Origin of the sequence: Luteimonas sp. MC1572, from assembly GCF_016615815.1 — a bacterium.
Taxonomy (GTDB): domain Bacteria; phylum Pseudomonadota; class Gammaproteobacteria; order Xanthomonadales; family Xanthomonadaceae; genus Luteimonas.
The window spans coordinates 2,340,826-2,360,556 of record NZ_CP067112.1; the positions used below are offsets into that span (position 1 = coordinate 2,340,826).

A 19,731-nucleotide genomic window follows, 5' to 3' on the forward strand; every position below is an offset into this window, starting at 1 on the left:
GGCTCAGGCCTCCCCGGTGGTCGCCTGCCGCTCCAGGATCGAGGAGAACTCGTCGGAGAACGCGTCATAGCGGCCGGCGATGCGCTCGACCCGGGTCGCGAAGCGGTTGTACGCCCACACCGCCGGGATCGCGGCGAACAGGCCCATGGCGGTGGCGATCAGCGCCTCGGAAATGCCCGGCGCGACGCTGGCGATGGTGGCTTCCTTGACGTTGGCCAGGCCCTGGAAGGCGATCATGATGCCCCACACCGTGCCCAGCAGGCCCACGTAGGGCGCGATGGAACCGACGTTGGCGAGGAACTCGAGGTTGTGCTCGAGTCCGTCCAGCTCGCGCGAACTGGCCACGCGCATGCCGCGCTGCGCGCCTTCGAGCTGGGCGCGTCCGTCACCACCGATGCGCTGGCGGCCGCGCGAGTATTCGCGGAAGCCGGCCTCGAAGATCGACTCCAGGCCTTCGACTTCGCGGTTGCGCTCGCTGGCCGAGCTGTAGAGCTTGCCGAGGTCGACGCCGGACCAGAACTTCTCTTCGAAGCGGTCGGCTTCCTTCGCGGCGCGGTCGAGCATGCGCTTCTTGCGGAAGATGATCACCCACGATGCGATCGACGCTAACAGCAGCACCAGCATCACCAGCTGCACGGGGATGGAGGCGTGCAGCACCAGGTGCAGCAGGTCGAGGTTGGCGCCGGCGGCCGGTGCCGCCGCGGCCTGCGCGGCGTCGGCCGCGAGCTCGACGGACTGCGCCGCGGCTTCGTCGGGCAACGGTTCCGCCGTGGTCGCCTGCAGCAGGGTGGCCAGTACACTCATCGGTCTTGCTCCGCGTTCGATTCGAGGGGTTTGAGTTGCAGGTACAGGTGGTCCGGGATGGCGCGCGGCCGGAAGCCGCCGGCGTCGAGCGCCGCGACCCGCACCCGCGCGGCCACCAGCAGTTCGCCGTCGCGCCGCACTTCCTGCGTGAACACCACGCTGGCGCGGCGGAGCTCGGCAACTGCCACGGTGACCTGCAGCGCGTCGTCCAGGCGTGCAGGCCGATGGAAGTCGAGCTGCATGTCACGGACGGCGAACACCAGGTCGTGCTGGTCGCGCATTCCACGTTGCCCGTGCCCGAGGGCGCGCATCCAGTCACTGCGTGCGCGTTCGAAGTAGGCCACGTACCGCGCGTGGTACACCACGCCGCCAGCGTCGGTATCTTCCCAATACACCCTTGTCGCCAAGCTGAACGGGTGGCAAACCGCGCTTGTCATGGCAGCAATTCCCTGCCTGCGCCGCGCGGCTGCAGGCCGAGGTGGCGGTAGGCCTTGTCGGTGGCCATGCGCCCGCGCGCACTGCGCACCAGGAAGCCCTGCTGGATCAGGAATGGCTCGATCACGTCCTCCAGCGTGCCGCGCTCTTCGCTGAGCGCGGCGGCCAGCGACTCCACGCCTACCGGGCCACCGTCGAAGCTGCCGATGATCAGGTTGAGCAGGCGCCGGTCGAGGTCGTCGAAGCCTTCCGGGTCGACCTTCAGCAGCTGCATCGCGGCCTTGGCGACCTCGTGGTCGATATGCCCGCCGGCGCGCACCTGGGCGAAGTCGCGCACGCGGCGCAGCAGGCGGTTGGCGATGCGCGGCGTGCCGCGCGCGCGGCGCGCGATCTCGTCGGCACCTTCCGGCGCGCAGTCGATGCCGAGGATCCGTGCCGAGCGACGCACGATCCGCGTCAGCTCCTCCACGTTGTAGAACTCCAGGCGCTGGACGATGCCGAAGCGGTCACGCAGCGGCGCGGTCAGCAGGCCCGCGCGGGTGGTGGCGCCGATCAGCGTGAACGGCGGCAGGTCGAGCTTGATCGAGCGCGCGGCGGGACCTTCGCCGATCATGATGTCGATCTGGAAGTCTTCCATCGCCGGGTACAGCACCTCCTCGACCACGGGCGAGAGGCGGTGGATCTCGTCGATGAACAGCACGTCGTGCGGCTGCAGGTTGGTCAGCAGCGCCGCCAGGTCGCCGGCCTTCTCGATCACCGGGCCCGAGGTCACGCGCAGGTTCACGCCCAGCTCGTTGGCGATCACGTGACTGAGCGTGGTCTTGCCCAGGCCGGGCGGACCGAATATCAGCACGTGGTCGAGCGCCTCGCCGCGGCCCTTGGCCGCTTCGATGTAGATCGACAGCTGCTCGCGCACGGGCTGCTGGCCCAGGTATTCGTCCAGCCGCTGCGGGCGGATGGAGGCCTCGAGGGCGGCGTCCTCGCGCGAGGCGGAGGGGGCAATGATGCGGTCTTCGCTCATGCCGACATGTTCGCATGGGCGCCGCGGCCCTGGCGCGCCAGCCGCCCTTCCCTGCTCAGATCTCGACCTGCGCGCCCAGCTCCACCAGGCGGTTGCCCGGGATGCGGAAGAAGTTGTTGGCCGGCGCCGCGTTGCGGTGCATGAAGGCGAACAGCTTGTCGCGCCACACCGGCATGCCGACGTGGCGGCTGGCGACGATGGTCTCGCGGCTGACGAAGTACGTGGTGTCCATCGGATCGAAATCCATGCCTTCGACGTCGCAGGAGCGCATCAGCGCCAGCGGCAGGTCGGGCGTTTCCATGAAGCCGAAGCGCGCGGTGACCCGGTAGAAGTCGTCGCCGATTTCCTTCACTTCCAGCCTTCGCTCGCGCGGCGCGTACGGCACCTTGAGGGTCTCCGCGGTCAGGAACACGTTGCGCTCGTGCAGCACCTTGTTGTGCTTGAGGTTGTGCATCAGCGCGTGCGGCACCACGCCGGGGTCGCTGGTCAGGAAGATCGCCGTACCCGGTACGCGCACCGGCGGGGCCAGCATCAGTCCGGGGATGAAGGTGTCCAGGCGGATGCCTTCCTTCTGCACCGCCAGGCGCAGCAGCTCGCGGCCGTGGCGCCACGTGCGCAACATGGTGAACAGCACGATGCCCAGCACCAGCGGGAACCAGCCGCCCTGCAGGATCTTGGCGCCGTTGGCGACCACGAACGCGACTTCGATGGCCACGAACGCCACGCAGCACGGCAGCACCCAGCGCCGTGCCCGCAGCCACAGCGCGCGCGCCACGATCACCAGCAGCAGGGTGTCGATCAGCATCGTCATCGACACCGACACGCCATAGGCCACCGCCAGCCGCGACGAGCTGCCGAACGCCAGCACCAGCCCGATCACCACAATCGCCATCGACCAGTTGATCGCCGGGATGTAGATCTGGCCGATGGTCTCGCTCGAGGTGTGCTTGATGCGCATGCGCGGGATGTAGCCCAGCTGCATGGCCTGGCGCGCCACCGAGAAGCCGCCGGTGATCACCGCTTGCGACGCGATCACCGTGGCCGCCGTGGCCAGCACGATCATCGGCCAGCGACCCCACTCCGGCACGCCGATGTAGAACGGATTGCGGATCGCCGTCGGGTCCTCGAGCACCAGTGCGCCCTGGCCCAGGTAGTTGAGCATCAGCGCCGGCAGCACGAACCAGTACCAGCCCAGGCGGATCGGACGCGGGCCGAAATGGCCCATGTCGGTATAGATCGCCTCGCCGCCGGTCACCGCCAGCACCACCGCCCCGAGGATGAACACACCGCCCCAGCTGTGCTCCATGAAGAACTTGGCGCCCCACCAGGGGTTGATCGCCTGCAGTACTTCGGGTTCGTGGAGGATGTTCACCACCCCCAGCACCGCAAGCGACAGGAACCAGAGGATGGTGATCGGCCCGAACACACGCCCGACCTTCTCGGTGCCGTAACGCTGGGTGGCGAACAGCCCCGCCAGCACCAGCACCGTGACCGGCACGATCCAGCGGCGCAGGCCCGGCGCCACCACCTCCAGGCCTTCGACCGCCGACAGCACCGAGATCGCCGGGGTGATCACGCCGTCGCCGAAGAACAGCGAGGCGCCGAACACGCCGAGCAGCCCCACCATGTACACGGACTTGGATCCGGGCTTCAGGCTGCGCTGGGCCAGCGCCATCAGCGCCATGATCCCGCCCTCGCCCTCGTTGTCGGCGCGCATGATGATGGTGACGTACTTCAGCGTCACCACCACGGTCAGCGCCCAGAACACCAGCGACAGGATGCCAAGCACGGTGTCGTGGTTGGCGACCAGGCCGTAGTGCGGCGAAAACGCCTCGCGCAGCGTGTACAGCGGGCTGGTGCCGATGTCGCCGAACACCACGCCAACCGCACCCACCACGAGGGCGGGCAGGCCGGTCCTGGACTTGGCCTTGCCTGGCGCGCCGTGGGTCGCGGCAGCGCGCCGTGGAGTACCTGCGGACATGGGTTTCCGGGGTGCCTGCGGTCAACGAAGCGCGGACTGTAGCGCCTTTCGGATGATGGTTTCCGCAGGATCGCCGTCCACGTGCGCCTGGCGCGCCATGCGCTGCGCCTCGGCCGGCTTGTAGCCCAGCTGCTGCAGGGCCTCGGTCGCCTCCGACAGCGGGTCGGCGGGCGTGCCCGCCATCGGCATCGCCGTCGCACCACCCATGATTGCCTCGGCGCGGTCGCGCAGTTCCACCACGATGCGCTCGGCGGTCTTCTTGCCGATGCCCGGGATGCGCGTCAGCGCGGTGACGTCGCCGCCCGACACCAGGCGCGCGAACTCCTGGACGCTGGCGCCGGACAGGATCGCCAGCGCGATCTTCGCGCCGATGCCGGTCACCCGCTGCACGTCGCGGAACAGGCGCCGCTCGACCTCGCTGGCAAAGCCGTACAGCGACACCGAGTCTTCCTTCTGCGCGTAGTGCGTGAACAGCGAGACCTCGGCGCCGAGCACGGGAAGTTCGTAGAACGTGCTCATCGGCGCTTCCAGCTCGTAGCCGACGCCGTTGACGTCGATCACAAGCCACGGCGGTGATTTGTGCGCGAGCTTGCCGCGCAGGCGTCCGATCATTTGCGGCTCCAGGCCAGGCGTTCGTCGATGCCCAGGCGCCGCGCGCTGGCGCTGACGTGGGCGTGGGTGATGGCAATGGCGAGCGCGTCCGCGGCGTCGGCTTGAAGGCGGCCGCTGAGCCCCAGCATCGCGCCGACCATGTGCTGCACCTGGGCCTTGTCCGCGGCGCCCTTGCCGACCAGCGCCAGCTTCACCTGGCGCGCGCCGTATTCGTGCACCGGCAGGTCGTGCATGACCACCGCGCAGATCGCCGCGCCGCGCGCCTGGCCCAGCTTGAGCGCGGAGTCGGCGTTCTTGGCCATGAACACCTGCTCGATGGCGACCTCGTCCGGGCGGTGCTCCTCGACGATCGCGCGCAGGCCGTCCAGCAGGCGGCGCAGGCGCTGCGGCAGGTCGCCCTTGCACGCGGCCACGCCGGCCATCAGGTTGAGCGGCGCGTGGAACACGTGCTTCACCCGCCCGGTGGCATCGACATCGATGATGCCCACGCCGGTGCGCTGCGAGCCGGGGTCGATGCCGAGGATCCTGGTCACGTCGTGCTGCTACGCGTACGCGTCGTCGCCGAGTTCGGCGTTGGAATACACGGCCTGGACGTCGTCGATGTCCTCCAGCCAGCGCAGCAGCTTGACCACCTGCTGCGCGGTCTCGCCTTCGACGGCGATGTCGTTGTCGGCGCGCATGGTGATTTCGGCGTGGTCGGCGGGAAGGCCGGCGGCGGCCATCGCGTCACGCACGCTGCCGAAATCCTCGGGCGAGGTGACCACGTCGATCGCGCCGTCCTCCGGGTACACCACCACGTCGTCGGCGCCGGCCTCGATGGCGGCATTGGTCACCGCGTCCTCGCTGGCGCCCGGCGCGTAACGCAGCACGCCCTGCTTGTGGAACATGAAGGCCACGGAACCGTCGGTGCCCAGGTTGCCGCCGAACTTGCCGAACGCGTGGCGCACGTCGGCCACGGTGCGCACCTTGTTGTCGGTCAGGCAGTCGGCGATCACCGCCACCCCGCCCGGGGCGTAGCCCTCGTAGCGGATCTCCTCGTAGTCCACGCCTTCCAGTTCGCCGGTCGCCTTCTTGATGGCGCGCTCGATGACGTCCTTGGTCATGTTGGCCGAGAGCGCCTTGTCGACGCCGCTGCGCAGGCGCGGATTGCTGCCGGGATCTCCCCCGCCGGCGCGCGCGGCAACCGAGATCTCGCGGATCAGCTTGGTGAAGATCTTGCCGCGACGCGCGTCTTCGGCGTTCTTGCGGCCTTCGATGGAGGGGCCTCTGCCCATGCGTATTCCCGTCAAACCTGGTGGCGATAGGAGATGGTACCCGCTCCGGCGAATGCGCTCCCCGGCGCAGCCGGTCAGCGGGCGAAGCGGCCGTCGCGCAGGAACGTGATCGCCAGGCGCGCGGCCTCGGCGGAGACCAGCAAGCCGCTGTGCGAGGCGTCGATGACCACGTGGCCGGCCAGGCCCGGCAGGCGCGTCTCGGCCACGGCCACGGTGCCGTCGTGCGGCTCCTCGAAACGCGCGACCAGCGCGCCCAGCCCGTGCGGCCGCGACCCGGCGACCATGCCGACCTCCACTCCCTGCGGCAGCGCGATGCAGCCCTGCCGCAGCAGCGCGGCGCTGCGCCCGAGGTAGAGCGCGGTCAATGCGCGACGCGACAGCGCGTGGGCTGCGCCGCTGCCGCACAGCGGCGTGCCCAGGCAGACCACGCGCGCCACCGGCAGTCCCGGCTCGGTCTGCAGCGCCTGCAGCGCGACCAGCCCACCAAGGCTGTGGCCGACGAGGTGCGTGGGCTCGCTGCCGCGCAGCCGCGCGCGCAGCGCGTCGACCGCGGCCCCGGTGCTGCCCAGGATGCTGCGGTACCCGATGATCCCGGTAGTGAAGCCGGCTGCGCGCAGGCGTGCAGCGAAGCGGTGCATCGCCAGCGGCGGCATCCACAGCCCGTGCAGCAGCAGTACGCGGCGGGCGGTGGCGGGCATGTCAGGCTGCGCCAGGCGCCGGGCGGCGCAGGATGAACTCCAGGTCGCGCACGCGGCCGACCGGGAACAGGTATTCGCCCACCGGCTCGAAGCCGCGGCGCGCATAGAAGCGCTGCGCGCCGAGATTCCCGGACCAGACGCCGATCCACAGCGTGCGCGGACCGTCGCGTTCCAGCCAGCCCATGGCGGTGTCGAACAGCCGCCCGCCCCAGCCGCCTCCCTGGTGGGATGCCATCAGGTACAGGCGCTTGAGTTCGCCGTCACCCGGGGCGACATCCGGATGCGGCAGGCCGCAGGGCCCGACCGCCGCGTGGCCGACGGCTTCACCGTCGTCCTCGAGCAGCCAGACCGCGTAGTCCGGGTGCGAGAGGATCACGTGTTGCTTTTCGACCACATAGGCGTCGGCGAGGAACGCCTCGAGATCCTCCGGCGGGTACAGGTGGCCGAAGGTTTCGACGAACGTCCGCGCCGCCAGCCGCGACAGGGTCGCGGCATCGTCGGGCGTCGCGCGGCGGATGGTGACGGTCACGCAGTCGCGTCCAGGCGCGCCGCGATCAGGCAGCAGGCTTCGGCCGCACCGCCACGTGCACCTCGGCCAGCTGCACGTCCGGGATCGGCGACGGCGCGCCGGTCATCAGGCACTGCGCGCCGGTGGTCTTGGGGAACGCGATCACGTCGCGGATCGAATCGCTGCCGGCCATCAGCGCGGCGATGCGGTCGATGCCGAAGGCGATGCCGCCGTGCGGCGGCGCCCCGTACTTCAGCGCGTCCAGCAGGAAGCCGAACTTGGCCTCGGCCTCCTCCGCGCCGATGCCGAGCAGTTCGAACACCGCCGACTGCATCGAGGACCGATGGATGCGGATCGAACCGCCGCCGATCTCGTTGCCGTTGAGCACCATGTCGTAGCCGCGGCTGGTCGCGGTGCGCGCACTGGCGCGCAGCGCGGCCTCGTCATCCACTGCCGGCGCCGTGAACGGGTGGTGCAGCGCCACGTAGCGCTGCGCCTCGTCGTCGAACTCGAACATCGGGAAGTCGGTGACCCACAGCGGCGCCCAGCCCGCGGCGACCAGGTCGAAATCCTTGCCGGCCTTGAGCCGCACCGCGCCCATGAAATCGCTGACCGTGTTGTAGGCACCGGCACCGAAGAACACCATGTCGCCGTTGCCGGCGCCCACGTGCTGCAGCAGCGCGGCGAACGCCGGCTCGTCGAAGAACTTCGCGATCGGCGAGTTCACCGCGCCGTCGTCTCCGATCTTCGCGTAGGCCAGGCCCTTGGCGCCGTACTTGGCGGCGTGCGCGGCGTACTCGTCGATCTGCTTGCGGCTGAGCGCCGCACCGCCGGGGATGCGCAGCGCGCAGACGCGGCCGCCGTCCACGCCGGCGAAGTCGGTGAACACCTTGAACTGCGAGTCCTTCACCAGCGCATCGACGTCCACCAGCTCCAGCGCGATGCGCAGGTCGGGCTTGTCGGAGCCGTAGCGGCGCATGGCCTCGGCCCAGGTCATGCGCGGGAATGCGCCCAGTTCCACGTCGATCACCTCGCGGAACACGTCGCGCATCATCGCTTCCACCGTGTCCTGCACGATCGCCTCGTCCACCCAGGCGAACTCCATGTCCAGCTGGGTGAATTCGAGCTGGCGGTCGGCGCGCAGCGCCTCGTCGCGGAAGCAGCGCGCGATCTGGTAGTAGCGGTCGAAGCCCGCCATCATCAGCAGCTGCTTGAACAGCTGCGGCGACTGCGGCAGCGCGTAGAACTCGCCGGCGTGCATGCGCGCCGGCACCAGGAAATCGCGCGCGCCCTCGGGCGTGGCCTTGGTGAGGATCGGCGTCTCGATGTCCTGGAAATCGCGCGCGTCCAGCCAGCGGCGCAGCGCGGCCACCAGCTTCGAGCGCGTGCGCATCTTGCGCTGCATCTCCGGCGTGCGCAGGTCCAGGTAGCGGTACTTCAGGCGGATGTCCTCGCCCGGGTTCTCGTGCGCGTGGAACGGCAGCGGCTCGGCCTTGTTCAGCACCTCGATCGCGGTCGCCACCACTTCCAGCTGGCCGGTGGCGATCTTGGCGTTGACGCTCTCGCGGCGGCGCACGGTGCCGGTGACGCGCAGGCAGTCCTCGTACCCCACCTTGGCGGCGGTGGCGATCACCTCGGCGTTGCCCGCCGTGGCGGCGTCGGGCTCGGCGACCACCTGCACGATGCCTTCATGGTCGCGCAGGTCGATGAAGCACAGGCCGCCGAGGTCGCGGGCCACGTCGGCCCAGCCGCAGAGGGTGACGGTCTGGCCGACCAGGGAGGCGTCGATCAGGCCGCAGAAATGGGTACGCATGAAAACTCCGGACGCGGGAAACGGGCCGCCGGGCGGCGGAGCCCGCTAGTTTAAAGCGTCCCGCCGTCGATGCCGCCCCGGTCCGGATTGTTTCCGGGCGCCGTCAGGCAACCGGCTTGGGCTCCGCCTTGGGTGCAGGTGCCGCCGCCGGCGTGGCGGGCTCGCTCTTCGCCGGGGTGGCGGCCGCCGGCTTGGCATCGGGCTTGCCGGCGCCCTCGCCGCCTTCGGCCAGGTTGCGTTTCCTGTCGCCGTCCTTCTTGAAGTCGGTCTCGTACCAGCCGCTGCCCGCGAGGCGGAAGGATGGCGCCGTCAGCTGCCGGCGCACCTCGCCCACCGCCCCGCACTCCGGACAGACATCGGGATCGGGATCGGAGAGCTTCTGCAGGCGGTCGAAATCGTGTTCGCACTGGGCGCAGCGGTAAGCGTAGATCGGCATGGCGGTGGCATTGACTCGGTGACGTGGGCTGCGGGCATTCTGGGGGCGCGGGCGGGCGAATCAAGCGCCGGTCCCACGGTCCCACGCCCACAGCCCACGACCACCAGGCCCCGAGTCCGCGAATTGCCGGGATTCCGTTACCGCGCGCGGGAGACTTTCCGCTCGCCCACCCGCGGCGGCATCGCATCGATGCCGTCCGCGACGCGGTCGTGGTACGTCGGGCGCACGTGGCGCTGGATGATCGGTGCCTCGCCGAACCAGGCAGCGTTCACGTACAGCTCGTCGATGCCGTAGATCCGGTTGCCACGCTGCCCCATCGGCCGGAAGTAGCGGACCTGCAGCGGCATGCATTCGGTGGCGCCGATCGCGTATGCCTCGGAACAGGACGGGACCGGGCCGCCGATGTTTCCTCGGTAGCGACTCTCGTACAGCCGGGTATGCGGCTCGCCGCCAATGACGGTGCCAAACAGCTGCCAGGAGGCGCGGGAGGTCGAGGTCGGGTACTCCGCCCCCGGATAGCGCGTCACCTGCCGGGTAATGCCGTCCGGGTCGCGCACGAAGGTCGTGTCGGCACGCGGTGACTGCCACGGGCTGGCATTTGCGTTCTGGGTGAACGTGCCGTACTCCCAGCTCCCCAGCACCGACAACGCATCCACTGCCGCGCCGACGCGCGCGTCCATCAGCACCGATGTGCCCACCAGGCTGTGCGTCAGGCCGTCGGCCGCCTGCGTGCGCGCCAGGTAGAGCACCGGCACGGCCATCGACTCACCGCCTTCGAGGCGCCAGTAGGTGACCTCCGTCTGCGGATACCGCAGCTGCAGGGTGCCGCGCGGACCGAGCTTCCACTCGAATGATCCGCTGCCAAACCCGCCCACCCGCGGCTGCATGTCCGAGTCCACCTTGGATCCGGTGTCCTGGACGAGCCCGCTGCCATCGGGAAGGAACGTGGTCTGCGCGTATTCGCAACCCGAGAGCACGTCCGTCGTGCTGACCGCATCCGGCTCCAGGCAGAAGTGCGGCAACGCGCGCCTTCCGCTCACGTCGGCCGGCCAGATGCGCTGGGACATTCCGTCCAGGCTGAAGGCATGCGCGATCCGGGTGCTGCTCGCGTCAGTCGGCGGGAGATGGGGATAGTCGGGATAGGAAACCCGCACGGCCCCGGTCACCGACCACAGGCTGTAGCGATCCCCGACGAAGTGGCGCCGCCAGGTTTCGTGCACGGTGTCACGCCTTGCCAGCACCTGCACCGGCGGCTGGCCCGGCGCAAGCTGCACGAAGTCGTAGGAGAAGACCGGCGCCGACGCGCGCGGGGTCATGCGCAGCGTTCCTGCATCAAGCGCCGTGACGGTGGCGGCCGGATCGGTGCCGCTGCGGCCGTGGTACTCGAAACCGCCATTGCCACGCAGGAGCAGGTGGGCCGCGCTCTGGAGCGTCGCCTCACCATAGGCGAGGGGCGGCAGGATCGCGGTCCGGGCTCCCAGCACGGCGAGCGGCAGCGGAATTCCCGTCGGCTGCTGGACGAATGCTTCCAGCGACGCGGCAACGCCTGGCTGGGCTGCCAGGAACGTGCGCACTCCGGCATCGTCCTGCAGCAGCGCGTAGCCGTGCGCATAGCCGGCCGGCAGCGGCGCGGCACCCGAGGCGAGTGCCTGCAACACATTGCCGCCGACCGCGGCTTCAAGGCCGATCGAGCGGATCGCCTGCTGGTGTTCCTGGTCCGACAGCGGCAGGCGGCCACCGAGCACGCGGCTGACGTGATGGTGCAGCGAGGTGCCCATCGCGGTGATGCGGACGCGGTCGAGTTCACCCGGCGTCAGGATGGCATCCGCGCCCGCGTTGCGCGCCAGGCGCGCGTAACTGCCCAGGATGGCCGCGTGCCTGCCATGGTCGGAATCGATTTCGATCGAGACCATCGCCTCGGGGCGACCACCCGGGACCTGCACGGAGAACACCGGCAGGCTGACCGGCAATGTGGCAACGGCATCGCCGACGCGCAGCGTCACCATTGCCGGCCCGCTGTCCACGCCCGCTATCGCGACCTGGCCGTCGATACGCAGGCCCGTCGCCGCGCCAGGCAACCGCAGACGCGCCGACGGCGTGGCAGACACCACAGGCGGGACGACGCGTGCCGGCGTGCGCGACGCCGATGCAGTCGAAGCGTCCCATGCCAGGGCACCGCCCGCGACAAGCGCCGCGACGGCAACCGTGAATCCGAGCTTCATCTGTTTCCCCTTTCGATACCGCCCCCTGCGGCAGCGCGGGATGCTCTCAGCTCGGCACGCGAAGGGCAACCTTCAGGTCAGTCGCTGCTGCCCCACGGTGCCGGCGGCGTCGCGACCGGCGTGGCCAGGTCGAACTCGACCTGGAACATGCGGCCACCGGGACGCGACAGCTCGTAGAGGAAGCGATTCCCGGGCTCGATCTCCATCGCCCAGGTGTTGGTGGTGGAGACGTCTGCACCGGTGCGGCCGAACAGCGCGATCGAGTCGGCGTCTACCGGGAACTCCTGGCGCACCGCGGTGCCAGCGGTGGTGCTCTCGCCGCCGTACATGGTCTGCACGTCGGAGCTGCCGTCTTCGTGGCGATGGTCGTGCTTCAGGCGCAGGCCGGTGCCGGTGCGGGTGAGCACCCAGGTGCGCGAATGGTCGTCGCCAACGTGGAACGGCACGCGCAGCTCGCGGGTCGGGTCGTCGCAGCCTCGGACGTGCATCACCAGCGCCTTGCCCTCGAAGGCGTCGGGTTCGGCCGAGGCCGGCTCGTTGGCGACGATGCGCCCGGCAAACGCCTGGCCGCAGTGGCTGGCGAGCGCGGCAAGGAAGGCATCGGCGGGGGCGGCATCGGTGGCCGGCGCGTCGGACGCAGGGGCGGATGTGTTGCCCGCGGCGACGTCGGCCGTCGCCTGCGGAGTGGACGGAGTGCAGGCGGCGATGGCCACCAGCGCGGCTGAAAGAGCGGAGAGTCGGATGATCGTCATGCGGTCACCGTAACCGCCGCGCACCGCCCACCGCAAACGCTATCGCGCCGCACAAGCCCGTCGCCGCTTCCTATACACCCTTGCCCGACGTCTCACCGGTAGCACCAGCTGATCGGCATGTTGGTCCCAGGTACTGAACTTCGTATCACCACGCAAGTGGTCATGCCCGATGGAAAGCACGTCAGTGACCCTGGCTCCTTTGAAGCTCATCTGAAAGTGCAAGGATGAGCCAGTTTGCTTCCCGATTCTGCTCGTAAGCATCTGGCGCATACGCACCAGCGGACGATGTAGACGTTCATCTTTCGTCAAAGCACCTGCTGCGGCCGCAGCAGCGCTACTCGAACCACAGTCAGTCCTGATGTCACCATTCATGGCGAACGTGCTGCCGTTCGCGCCTGGTTCCATTGATCGTGTCGACATCACATTTGAGATCCGGCATGTGGTGTCGTTGCCACAAGCCTCCTGCCGTCTGGATCAATGAGCGAGTAAAGATCGCTTTTTGCGTATCCCCTTGGCGATCACCTGCTTGGCCGCTTAGGCCTTGAATTCGTCCGTGTACCGCATGCTGCCTATATGCACCTCATTCGATGCCGGTGCGATTCAGTGATTAGACTTCCTGCTGGACGCATCTGCCTCGACCAATCAACTGGGCGAAGCGTCCACCGATGTTCCCCGTGGGACTGTCCTCCTGGAGCCAGAGACAAACACCTTCGAGCTTCAGGAAGTCCCGGCCTTGGGCCAGGGGCGCGATCGCGATGCCGACGTTCGCTCCGGTTGCATCTCCCGGCACCTCAAGGCATCCACTTGTCACCAACGCATCGTCACGAACTGAAACATGGAGGTCGCCTTCTACCCACTTGCATGGGCGCCCTTCGAGCCGCGTTATGGCGACGACCAGCCCCCGGTCGAAAATCAACAACAATCTCCTGCCTTCCGCGGATTCACGGTAGCGAATGTCGCGGAGCTTGAACTTGTATTGGGTGAGGCTCAGGCACAAGCCTGCCACGCAACGATTCGGAGTTACAGGCACGTTGCCGCCCGCGGCCCCGGCAACTGACAGCACGCACGCCACAAGAATGGCATCAAATCCGAGACTAGACGCCGTGCCTCCTGGCCCGGCAACGCGACTCCTAGGATTGATTACGACGGTCGAGAGGTTATGACTTCCGTCGTAACCAGCTAAGGGCTCAGTCCTACGCGCACCATGTTTGCTGACTGGCAAGTCCGTGTAACCATCTGGAATCCCGGGGAAGTGAAGAATGTCGCGGACAGTAGCGCCGATCCAGTTTTGGCGCGAAGTGTTTATATGTCCCAGGTGCCCCGCAACTCCTTCTCCGTGTTCTAACGTCAACCCTCCCAATCGATCCCAGTCGCCAGGAGATAGATCCATGGTGTTGTAGGTTCCAGTTGCGCGGGGTTCGGGCAGAACTTGCAACAGCAGGCGCATTCCGCCTTGGCCTTCGACGCGAAGCTTGCTGAACTCGGATGCGATTAGAGCGATGTTTTCGCGCGTCGCATCGGATCCTGTGAAGAAGACAGGTATCACGAGTACATCTCGCCCCAATTCATTGTCGACTAGGTAAGCCATTCGTCCGTCAGGGTCTGTGTACTTGTACGGATTGCTATTGGCGTAGCGGTACCGATTGAAGTTCGCGTCGGTGCTTCCGTCTGCCGCCACCGGATCAACGCTAAGGAACTTTCCGATTGCGGGATCGTAATAGCGCTGAACACTCTGACCCGACGCGGGTTCCGCCTATTGCTGCGATCAATCCTAGGCGCCATGCGGCCTGCGGTCGCCAACTCGCTTGGCAGCGTCAGCGAGCGCATCGGAGATCGCCACACTCATGACCCCAGCGACCAACAATGCGCCCCAAGTCAACGTGATGTCGTGACCCATCATAAGAGAAAAAACTATGTAACACCCGACGAAGAGCATCACACTAGCAAGCATTCGCTGAAGCCTCCGCCATTTTCTCGTGAGAAGTATGTAGATCACCAGGAACGTCAGCAAGTACCCCGACATCACAAGGAAATACCCAGCAAACACGACGCTCTGCCAGATCCTCACAGCTGCATTCGCTTCAAAGCGTGGTGTTCCTAAGCCGTCCACCAACCTATGCGCCTCTAGCGTAAGTGCGAGAAGCATCAGCAGCGCGAGAACGAAGACCAAAGGAAATGCCAGCAAAGTAAGCCGCCTTAGCATGAGCGAATCCTCGTGCCCGTTGTCGTGCACGCACCCGAACTCCGAAGATCTTTAATCAGCGCGTTTCCTATCGCCTCCCGGTCAGACTGATTGCCAAAGTCAATCGCGCGCCCAAGGCCCTTCTCTACTCCGTCAAGAACCCTGTTATACGCCCTGTCTGCGGGATGACTGCCAGCAACCCATCGCGCACCGAAACTGGAGTTGATGGATTCAGTTATACGATTTCGCTGCTCAGTTGGCAGTGCGTCCAGCGCCGCTTGAACAGCTGTCTGCTCCATGCTTACAAGCTTGGCATCGAGTCCCGGCCCTGACAGGGAGCCGTTGCGAATCTGCGAGTATGTCTTGGCGTTGAGGGAGTACAGTGCGCTGCTAACGCCATCCAGGAACTGATTCGCCTCCGGATTGATGCCACCACCCATACGTCCGGCGAACCTGACTCCAGGGATGTCCCTGTTAGCTAGATACTCAACAGTCAGTGCCGCAGCTCCAAAGAAGCGCGTTGAGCCTGCTGCACCGCGATCGAAAGCCCTATATATGTCGCGCCTCATGCAATAGACGCTGTCGCTGTTCGCGACGACACACCTACGACCATCCGGATCGATATTGGTGTACGGATTGTTGTTGGCATACCGATACCGATGGAACTGCCCCACCGGGTCGCTGTGCGCGGTGACGGGATCAACGCTGAGGAACAGTCCGATCCCCGGATCGTAATAGCGCTGCTGCATATACGTCAGCCCCGTCGCCCGGTCCTCGACGTGCCCCGTGTAGCCAGGGCGATCGTTGCCGGTGCTCGCCGAGGGGCTCAATTGCTTGCCATAGGGCTCGTACTCCGTCCGCTCCACCAGCCCACCGGCCTCGTTGGTCACCGCCACGGGGCTGCCCAGCGCGTCGGTGTGCTGGTACTTCACCACGGCCGTACCGCCCCCGATCGGCACCTCACGCTGCGCGACCAGGCTGCCGGCCAGGTACACGTGGTCGGTCTCCTTCATCTGCCCGGTGCGGGTGTTCTGCTGGTACAGCAGTTGTCCGTTCTGCCCGTACTGCGAAAACACCACGCCGGTCGCGAAGTTCATCGCCAGGATGCGCCGGCCTTGGTCGTCGTAGCGGTAGCGCTCCACGCCCATCACCTCGCGCAGGCGGTTGCCGTAGTCGAAGTCGTAGTTGGCCTCGTTCTTGAACTGCACGTTGCCCTGCAGGTCGTAGCCCAGGGCGGTGGTCGCCGCGCCGTTGCTGCAGGTGGTCGCGCCGGTGCGCACGAACGCCAGGCGGTTGCTGGCGTCGTAGCAGTACAGGTCGTCGCGCCCGGGCGCCTTGACCCGCACCAGGTTGTCCAGGGTGTCGTAGGCGTACGCGGCGCCGCCCGGGTACATCGGCGAGGTGGCTCCCACCAGCCGGTCGAGGTCGTCGTAGACCAGGGTGCGCGTGGTGCGGCCGCCTTGGCCGACGGCCAGGTCGCTGATCTCGCCCCGGCCGCGACGCGCGCCAGCCGCTCTGCCCCGCGTCAGCGGGCCGGCGGCTTGCGGTACACCAGCACCGGGATGGTCGAGTACGTCAGTACCTTGAGCGTTTCGCTGCCGAGCATCAGCGCGCCGATGCCGCGGCGGCCGTGGGAGGCCATCGCGATCAGGTCGCAGCCATCGTCACTGGCGGCTTCGATGATCGCGCGGTACGGCGCGTCGTTTTCCACCAGGCGCGTCCGGCATGGCACACCGAGGGCGCTTGCACGCGTCTCGGCTTCGCGCAGGCGGCGCGTGCCCTCCTCCTTCGCACTCTCGGCATACGTGGCGCGGCTGTCGACCAGCTGGGCGCCACTGATGGCGAAGACCTGGAACGGCTCGGTCACGGTCAGGAAGGTGACCGACGCGCCGATGCCCTTGGCAAAGGCCAGGCCCTGCTCGATTGCCGCAAGGGAGAGTTCCGAACCATCGGTCGGGATCAGGATCCGCTTGTACATGGCATTTCTCCTGTGGTCGTCCCAGCGTGCTCCGCCCCACAGGAGAAAACGTTGACCCAGGTCAAGCCAGGTCGTGGCGCCGGTTCGGTCAGGCCGCTTCGTAGAGGGCCAGCAGCGCGGACTCGGCCTCCGACAGGCGGGCGGCCAGCGCGGCGCGGCGCTGGGCGGCGTCGGCCACGCGGTTGGACGCATCGGCGCCGGCGTGGAAACCGGGATCGGCCAGGCAGGCGTCGATGGCCGCGATGTCGGCTTCCAGCGTCGCCACCTGGGCTTCGGCCTGCGCCAGCTTGTGCGGGTTGACCTTGGCCCTGGGTTGCGCCGGCGGGGGCGCCGGCGGTGCGGGCGGTGCCGCTGCAGCCCCTGCCGCCGGCCGCACGTCCTGCGGCCGCGAACGCAGCCACGCCGCGTATTCGTCGAGGTCGCCGTCGAACGGCGTGACCACGCCTTCGGCGACGCGCCAGAAGGTGTCGCTGACCAGGCCGATCAGGTGGCGGTCGTGCGAGACCAGCACGATCGCGCCCGGGAAATCGCTCAGCGCCTCGGCCAGCGCTTCGCGCATTTCGAGGTCGAGGTGGTTGGTGGGTTCGTCGAGCAGCAGCACGTTGGGCTGGCGCCAGGCGATCAGCGACAGCGCCAGGCGCGCGCGCTCGCCGCCCGAAAAACCGTCGATCGATTCGAACGCGCGGTCGCCGGGGAAGCTCCACTTGCCGAGGAAATTGCGGAAATCCTGCACCGACGCTTCCGGCGAGATCTCGCGCAGGTGGTCGATGGGCGAGGTGCCGGCCACCAGTGCTTCCACCGTGTGCTGGGCGAAGTAGCCGATGCGCAGGTCCGGGTGTGCATAGCGCTCGCCGGTGAGCAGCGGCAGTTCACCGACCAGGCTCTTCACCAGCGTCGACTTGCCCGCGCCGTTGGGGCCGAGCAGGCCGATGCGGTCGCCGGCCTCCAGGCCGAAGTTGGCGTCGTGCAGGATGGTCGCGGTGCCGTAGCCGCAATCCGCGTGGTTGAGCCGCAGCAGCGCATGCGGCAGCTTCAGCGGCGCCGGGAAATCGATGCGCACTTCGCGCTCGGCACGCACCGCTTCGGTGTTGGCCATCTTGGCCAGGCGCTTGACCCGCGACTGCGCCTGCTTGGCCTTGGCCGCGCTGGCGCTGAAGCGGTCGATGAAGCTCTGCAGGTGGGCGCGCTCGGCCTGCGCCTTCTCGTGGGTGATCTGCTGCAGGCGCAGCTGCTCGGAGCGCTGGCGCTCGAACGCCGTGTAGTTGCCGGTGTACAGCTTGGCCTTGCCGCCGTGCAGGTGCAGGGTGTGGGTGTTGACGTTGTCGAGGAACTCGCGGTCATGCGAGATCAGCAGCAGCGTGCCGGCGTACTTCAGCAGCCACTGCTCAAGCCACAGCACCGCGTCGAGGTCGAGGTGGTTGGTGGGCTCGTCGAGCAGCAGCACGTCGGATGGCGTCATCAGCGCGCGCGCCAGGTTCAGGCGCACGCGCCAGCCGCCGGAAAACGACGCGACCGGGCGCTGCTGGGTTTCCGCCGGGAACCCGAGGCCGTGCAGCAGCTTGGCCGCGCGCGCGGCGCCGTCGTAGCCGCCCACTTCTTCCAGCCGGTGGTGGGCCATGGCGACCGCTTCCCAATCCTCGTTGGCGAAGGCATTGGCCTCGGCCTGCAGGGCGTCGTGCACGGCGGCATCGCCGGCGAGCACGAAGTCGACCGCCGGATCGGGCAGCGAGGGCATTTCCTGGGCGATGCTGGCGATGCGCAGGCGCGACGGCAGGTCGAGGTCGCCACGGTCGGCCTCCACCTCGCCACGCACGGCGGCGAACAGGGAGGACTTGCCGGTGCCGTTGCGGCCCACCACGCCCACCCGCCATCCGGCGTGCAGGGACAGGTCGAGATCGGACAGCAGCAGGCGTTCGCCGCGCCGGAGGGCGAAATTGCGGAAGGAAATCATCCGCCATTGTACCGGGCCGCGGCCGCCGCGCCGGGGATTGCGGTAGTGTCGGCAGCCGGGAAATGAACGGCTTGGAGGCGTGATGGCGATCTCGATCAATCTCGAAACGGCCACCTGGGTGCATGCCCGCGTGGTGGCGCAGGCGCCGTTCAGCGAAATCCACGAGGTGCTTGGCCGCCGTGGCTATGACGAGTTCCAGATCCGGCGCATCTACGACGCCGCGCTGCGCGACCCGGACGGGTTCAAGGCGGGCTTCTCGCGGCTGAGCCCGAGCCAGCCGAAGGTTGCGCACGCCGCACCCAAGGCGCCCGACAGCCAGGCCCAGCGCGCGCAGGCGCGGGCGGAAGTCGGTGCCGGGGCGCGCGCGGGCAGCAGCTTCGTGCCGGTGGCGCCGATCGCGCTGGCCGCCGGCCACGCGATCACCTGCGAGCATGGCGACGTGCGCGTGGCCTTCCACAGCGTCCGGCCGTACGTGGTGCTGTTTAACAACGTGCTCACCCATGACGAGTGCGACCAGCTGATCGCCGAGGCGAAGCCCGCGCTTGAGCGCGCCAAGGTGATCGATTCGGAAAGGGGCGGCTCCAAGGTCGATGACCGCCGCACCAGCGAGCTGACCGTGCTCATGCGCGGGACCACTCCGCTGCTGGCGCGGATCGACGCGCGCATCACCCGCATCACCGGCGTGCCGGTCGCGCAGGGCGAGGATCTGCAGGTGATGCGCTACGGCGTGGGTGCCGAATACACGCCGCACTTCGACTACTTCAACCTCGACCGGCCGGGCCAGGCCCTGCACCTGGCCAATGGGGGTCAGCGCATCTCAAGCCTGGTGATCTACCTCAACGACGTCGAGGCCGGCGGCGAAACCGTGTTTCCGGAAGTGGGCCTGTCGGTCGCGCCGGCCAAGGGCAGCGCGGTGTATTTCGCCTACACCGATGCGCAGTCGCGCTGCGATCCACTGTCGTTCCATGCCGGTGCGCCGGTGCTGCGCGGCGAAAAATGGATCGCCACGCGCTGGATGCGCGAGCGCGCCTTCACCTGAGTGCCAGGGGATGCGCGGCGCGCAG

At 68.0% G+C, this 19,731-nt stretch carries 18 protein-coding genes and 1 pseudogene; 1 reads left to right on the forward strand and 18 read right to left on the reverse strand.

The features are described from left to right. Positions 1-3: 3 nt before the first annotated feature. The 18 genes and pseudogenes from tolQ to JGR64_RS10845 form a co-directional block, all read right to left on the reverse strand. Positions 4-804: a protein TolQ gene (tolQ, locus tag JGR64_RS10765; RefSeq protein ID WP_199373374.1), complete on the reverse strand. Its 801-nt coding sequence runs from the start codon at positions 802-804 to the stop codon at positions 4-6. Next, a complete protein-coding gene (gene ybgC / locus JGR64_RS10770; protein ID WP_199373375.1) occupies positions 801-1,241 on the reverse strand; it encodes a tol-pal system-associated acyl-CoA thioesterase in 441 nt (146 codons plus the stop codon). The genes tolQ and ybgC overlap by 4 nt, the downstream gene beginning before the upstream one ends. After that, complete coding sequence (gene ruvB, locus JGR64_RS10775; protein WP_199373376.1) at positions 1,238-2,260, reverse strand: Holliday junction branch migration DNA helicase RuvB; 1,023 nt, start codon at positions 2,258-2,260, stop codon at positions 1,238-1,240. The genes ybgC and ruvB overlap by 4 nt, the downstream gene beginning before the upstream one ends. A 55-nt stretch (positions 2,261-2,315) precedes the next feature. After that, positions 2,316-4,241 (reverse strand): potassium transporter Kup, encoded by a 1,926-nt coding sequence (locus tag JGR64_RS10780; RefSeq protein ID WP_199373377.1) that lies wholly within the window; start codon positions 4,239-4,241, stop codon positions 2,316-2,318. A gap of 21 nt (positions 4,242-4,262) precedes the next feature. After that, positions 4,263-4,853, reverse strand: coding sequence for a Holliday junction branch migration protein RuvA (gene ruvA / locus JGR64_RS10785; RefSeq protein WP_199373378.1), 591 nt, complete (start codon positions 4,851-4,853; stop codon positions 4,263-4,265). Beyond that, on the reverse strand, positions 4,850-5,386 hold the full coding sequence (ruvC, locus tag JGR64_RS10790) for a crossover junction endodeoxyribonuclease RuvC (protein ID WP_199373379.1): 537 nt from the start codon (positions 5,384-5,386) through the stop codon (positions 4,850-4,852). Before ruvC ends, ruvA begins: the two co-directional genes overlap by 4 nt. Positions 5,387-5,395: 9 nt before the next feature. Then, positions 5,396-6,127, reverse strand: a complete 732-nt coding sequence (locus tag JGR64_RS10795; RefSeq protein ID WP_199373380.1) for a YebC/PmpR family DNA-binding transcriptional regulator — start codon at positions 6,125-6,127, stop codon at positions 5,396-5,398. Between the two features lie 74 nt (positions 6,128-6,201). After that, complete coding sequence (locus JGR64_RS10800) at positions 6,202-6,825, reverse strand: alpha/beta hydrolase (protein ID WP_199373381.1); 624 nt, start codon at positions 6,823-6,825, stop codon at positions 6,202-6,204. A gap of 1 nt (position 6,826) precedes the next feature. After that, positions 6,827-7,354 carry a GNAT family N-acetyltransferase gene (locus JGR64_RS10805; RefSeq protein ID WP_199373382.1) on the reverse strand — a complete coding sequence of 176 codons (528 nt, stop codon included), beginning with the start codon at positions 7,352-7,354 and terminating at the stop codon, positions 6,827-6,829. A 25-nt stretch (positions 7,355-7,379) separates the two neighbouring features. After that, the gene (gene aspS, locus JGR64_RS10810; protein WP_199373383.1) at positions 7,380-9,146 is read right to left on the reverse strand and encodes an aspartate--tRNA ligase; all 1,767 of its coding nucleotides are present in this window, start codon (positions 9,144-9,146) and stop codon (positions 7,380-7,382) included. Positions 9,147-9,249: 103 nt separating this feature from the next. After that, a complete protein-coding gene (locus tag JGR64_RS10815) occupies positions 9,250-9,582 on the reverse strand; it encodes a zinc ribbon domain-containing protein (RefSeq protein ID WP_199373384.1) in 333 nt (110 codons plus the stop codon). Between the two features lie 137 nt (positions 9,583-9,719). Continuing rightward, positions 9,720-11,804, reverse strand: coding sequence for a hypothetical protein (locus JGR64_RS10820; RefSeq protein WP_199373385.1), 2,085 nt, complete (start codon positions 11,802-11,804; stop codon positions 9,720-9,722). 77 nt (positions 11,805-11,881) lie between these two features. Further along, a complete protein-coding gene (locus JGR64_RS10825; RefSeq protein ID WP_199373386.1) occupies positions 11,882-12,556 on the reverse strand; it encodes a hypothetical protein in 675 nt (224 codons plus the stop codon). A 607-nt stretch (positions 12,557-13,163) separates the two neighbouring features. Beyond that, positions 13,164-14,144, reverse strand: a complete 981-nt coding sequence (locus tag JGR64_RS10830; RefSeq protein ID WP_233348284.1) for a hypothetical protein — start codon at positions 14,142-14,144, stop codon at positions 13,164-13,166. A gap of 15 nt (positions 14,145-14,159) precedes the next feature. Beyond that, a pseudogene (locus JGR64_RS13965) lies at positions 14,160-14,270 on the reverse strand (Rhs family protein); the annotation flags it as partial. Between the two features lie 482 nt (positions 14,271-14,752). Further along, complete coding sequence (locus tag JGR64_RS10835; RefSeq protein ID WP_234446945.1) at positions 14,753-16,150, reverse strand: RHS repeat-associated core domain-containing protein; 1,398 nt, start codon at positions 16,148-16,150, stop codon at positions 14,753-14,755. A gap of 113 nt (positions 16,151-16,263) precedes the next feature. Beyond that, complete coding sequence (locus JGR64_RS10840) at positions 16,264-16,716, reverse strand: universal stress protein (RefSeq protein ID WP_199373387.1); 453 nt, start codon at positions 16,714-16,716, stop codon at positions 16,264-16,266. Positions 16,717-16,804: 88 nt separating this feature from the next. Then, the gene (locus JGR64_RS10845) at positions 16,805-18,667 is read right to left on the reverse strand and encodes an ABC-F family ATP-binding cassette domain-containing protein (protein WP_199373388.1); all 1,863 of its coding nucleotides are present in this window, start codon (positions 18,665-18,667) and stop codon (positions 16,805-16,807) included. A gap of 82 nt (positions 18,668-18,749) precedes the next feature. On the opposite strand from JGR64_RS10845, the gene JGR64_RS10850 reads away from it, so the two are divergent. Next, positions 18,750-19,706 (forward strand): 2OG-Fe(II) oxygenase, encoded by a 957-nt coding sequence (locus JGR64_RS10850; RefSeq protein WP_199373389.1) that lies wholly within the window; start codon positions 18,750-18,752, stop codon positions 19,704-19,706. Positions 19,707-19,731 lie beyond the last annotated feature (25 nt).

What these genes read in the sequence shown, in the direction of transcription:
- ruvB (WP_199373376.1), bottom strand. Translation starts at nt 2,260, where the DNA reads ATGAGCGAAGACCGCATCATTGCCCCCTCCGCCTCGCGCGAGGACGCC.
- aspS (WP_199373383.1), bottom strand. Translation starts at nt 9,146, where the DNA reads ATGCGTACCCATTTCTGCGGCCTGATCGACGCCTCCCTGGTCGGCCAG.
- JGR64_RS10820 (WP_199373385.1), bottom strand. Translation starts at nt 11,804, where the DNA reads ATGAAGCTCGGATTCACGGTTGCCGTCGCGGCGCTTGTCGCGGGCGGT.
- ybgC (WP_199373375.1), bottom strand. Translation starts at nt 1,241, where the DNA reads ATGACAAGCGCGGTTTGCCACCCGTTCAGCTTGGCGACAAGGGTGTAT.
- JGR64_RS10830 (WP_233348284.1), bottom strand. Translation starts at nt 14,144, where the DNA reads ATGGCTTACCTAGTCGACAATGAATTGGGGCGAGATGTACTCGTGATA.
- JGR64_RS10825 (WP_199373386.1), bottom strand. Translation starts at nt 12,556, where the DNA reads ATGACGATCATCCGACTCTCCGCTCTTTCAGCCGCGCTGGTGGCCATC.
- ruvA (WP_199373378.1), bottom strand. Translation starts at nt 4,853, where the DNA reads ATGATCGGACGCCTGCGCGGCAAGCTCGCGCACAAATCACCGCCGTGG.
- JGR64_RS10850 (WP_199373389.1), top strand. Translation starts at nt 18,750, where the DNA reads ATGGCGATCTCGATCAATCTCGAAACGGCCACCTGGGTGCATGCCCGC.
- JGR64_RS10840 (WP_199373387.1), bottom strand. Translation starts at nt 16,716, where the DNA reads ATGTACAAGCGGATCCTGATCCCGACCGATGGTTCGGAACTCTCCCTT.
- JGR64_RS10795 (WP_199373380.1), bottom strand. Translation starts at nt 6,127, where the DNA reads ATGGGCAGAGGCCCCTCCATCGAAGGCCGCAAGAACGCCGAAGACGCG.
- JGR64_RS10800 (WP_199373381.1), bottom strand. Translation starts at nt 6,825, where the DNA reads ATGCCCGCCACCGCCCGCCGCGTACTGCTGCTGCACGGGCTGTGGATG.
- JGR64_RS10780 (WP_199373377.1), bottom strand. Translation starts at nt 4,241, where the DNA reads ATGTCCGCAGGTACTCCACGGCGCGCTGCCGCGACCCACGGCGCGCCA.
- JGR64_RS10845 (WP_199373388.1), bottom strand. Translation starts at nt 18,667, where the DNA reads ATGATTTCCTTCCGCAATTTCGCCCTCCGGCGCGGCGAACGCCTGCTG.
- JGR64_RS10815 (WP_199373384.1), bottom strand. Translation starts at nt 9,582, where the DNA reads ATGCCGATCTACGCTTACCGCTGCGCCCAGTGCGAACACGATTTCGAC.
- tolQ (WP_199373374.1), bottom strand. Translation starts at nt 804, where the DNA reads ATGAGTGTACTGGCCACCCTGCTGCAGGCGACCACGGCGGAACCGTTG.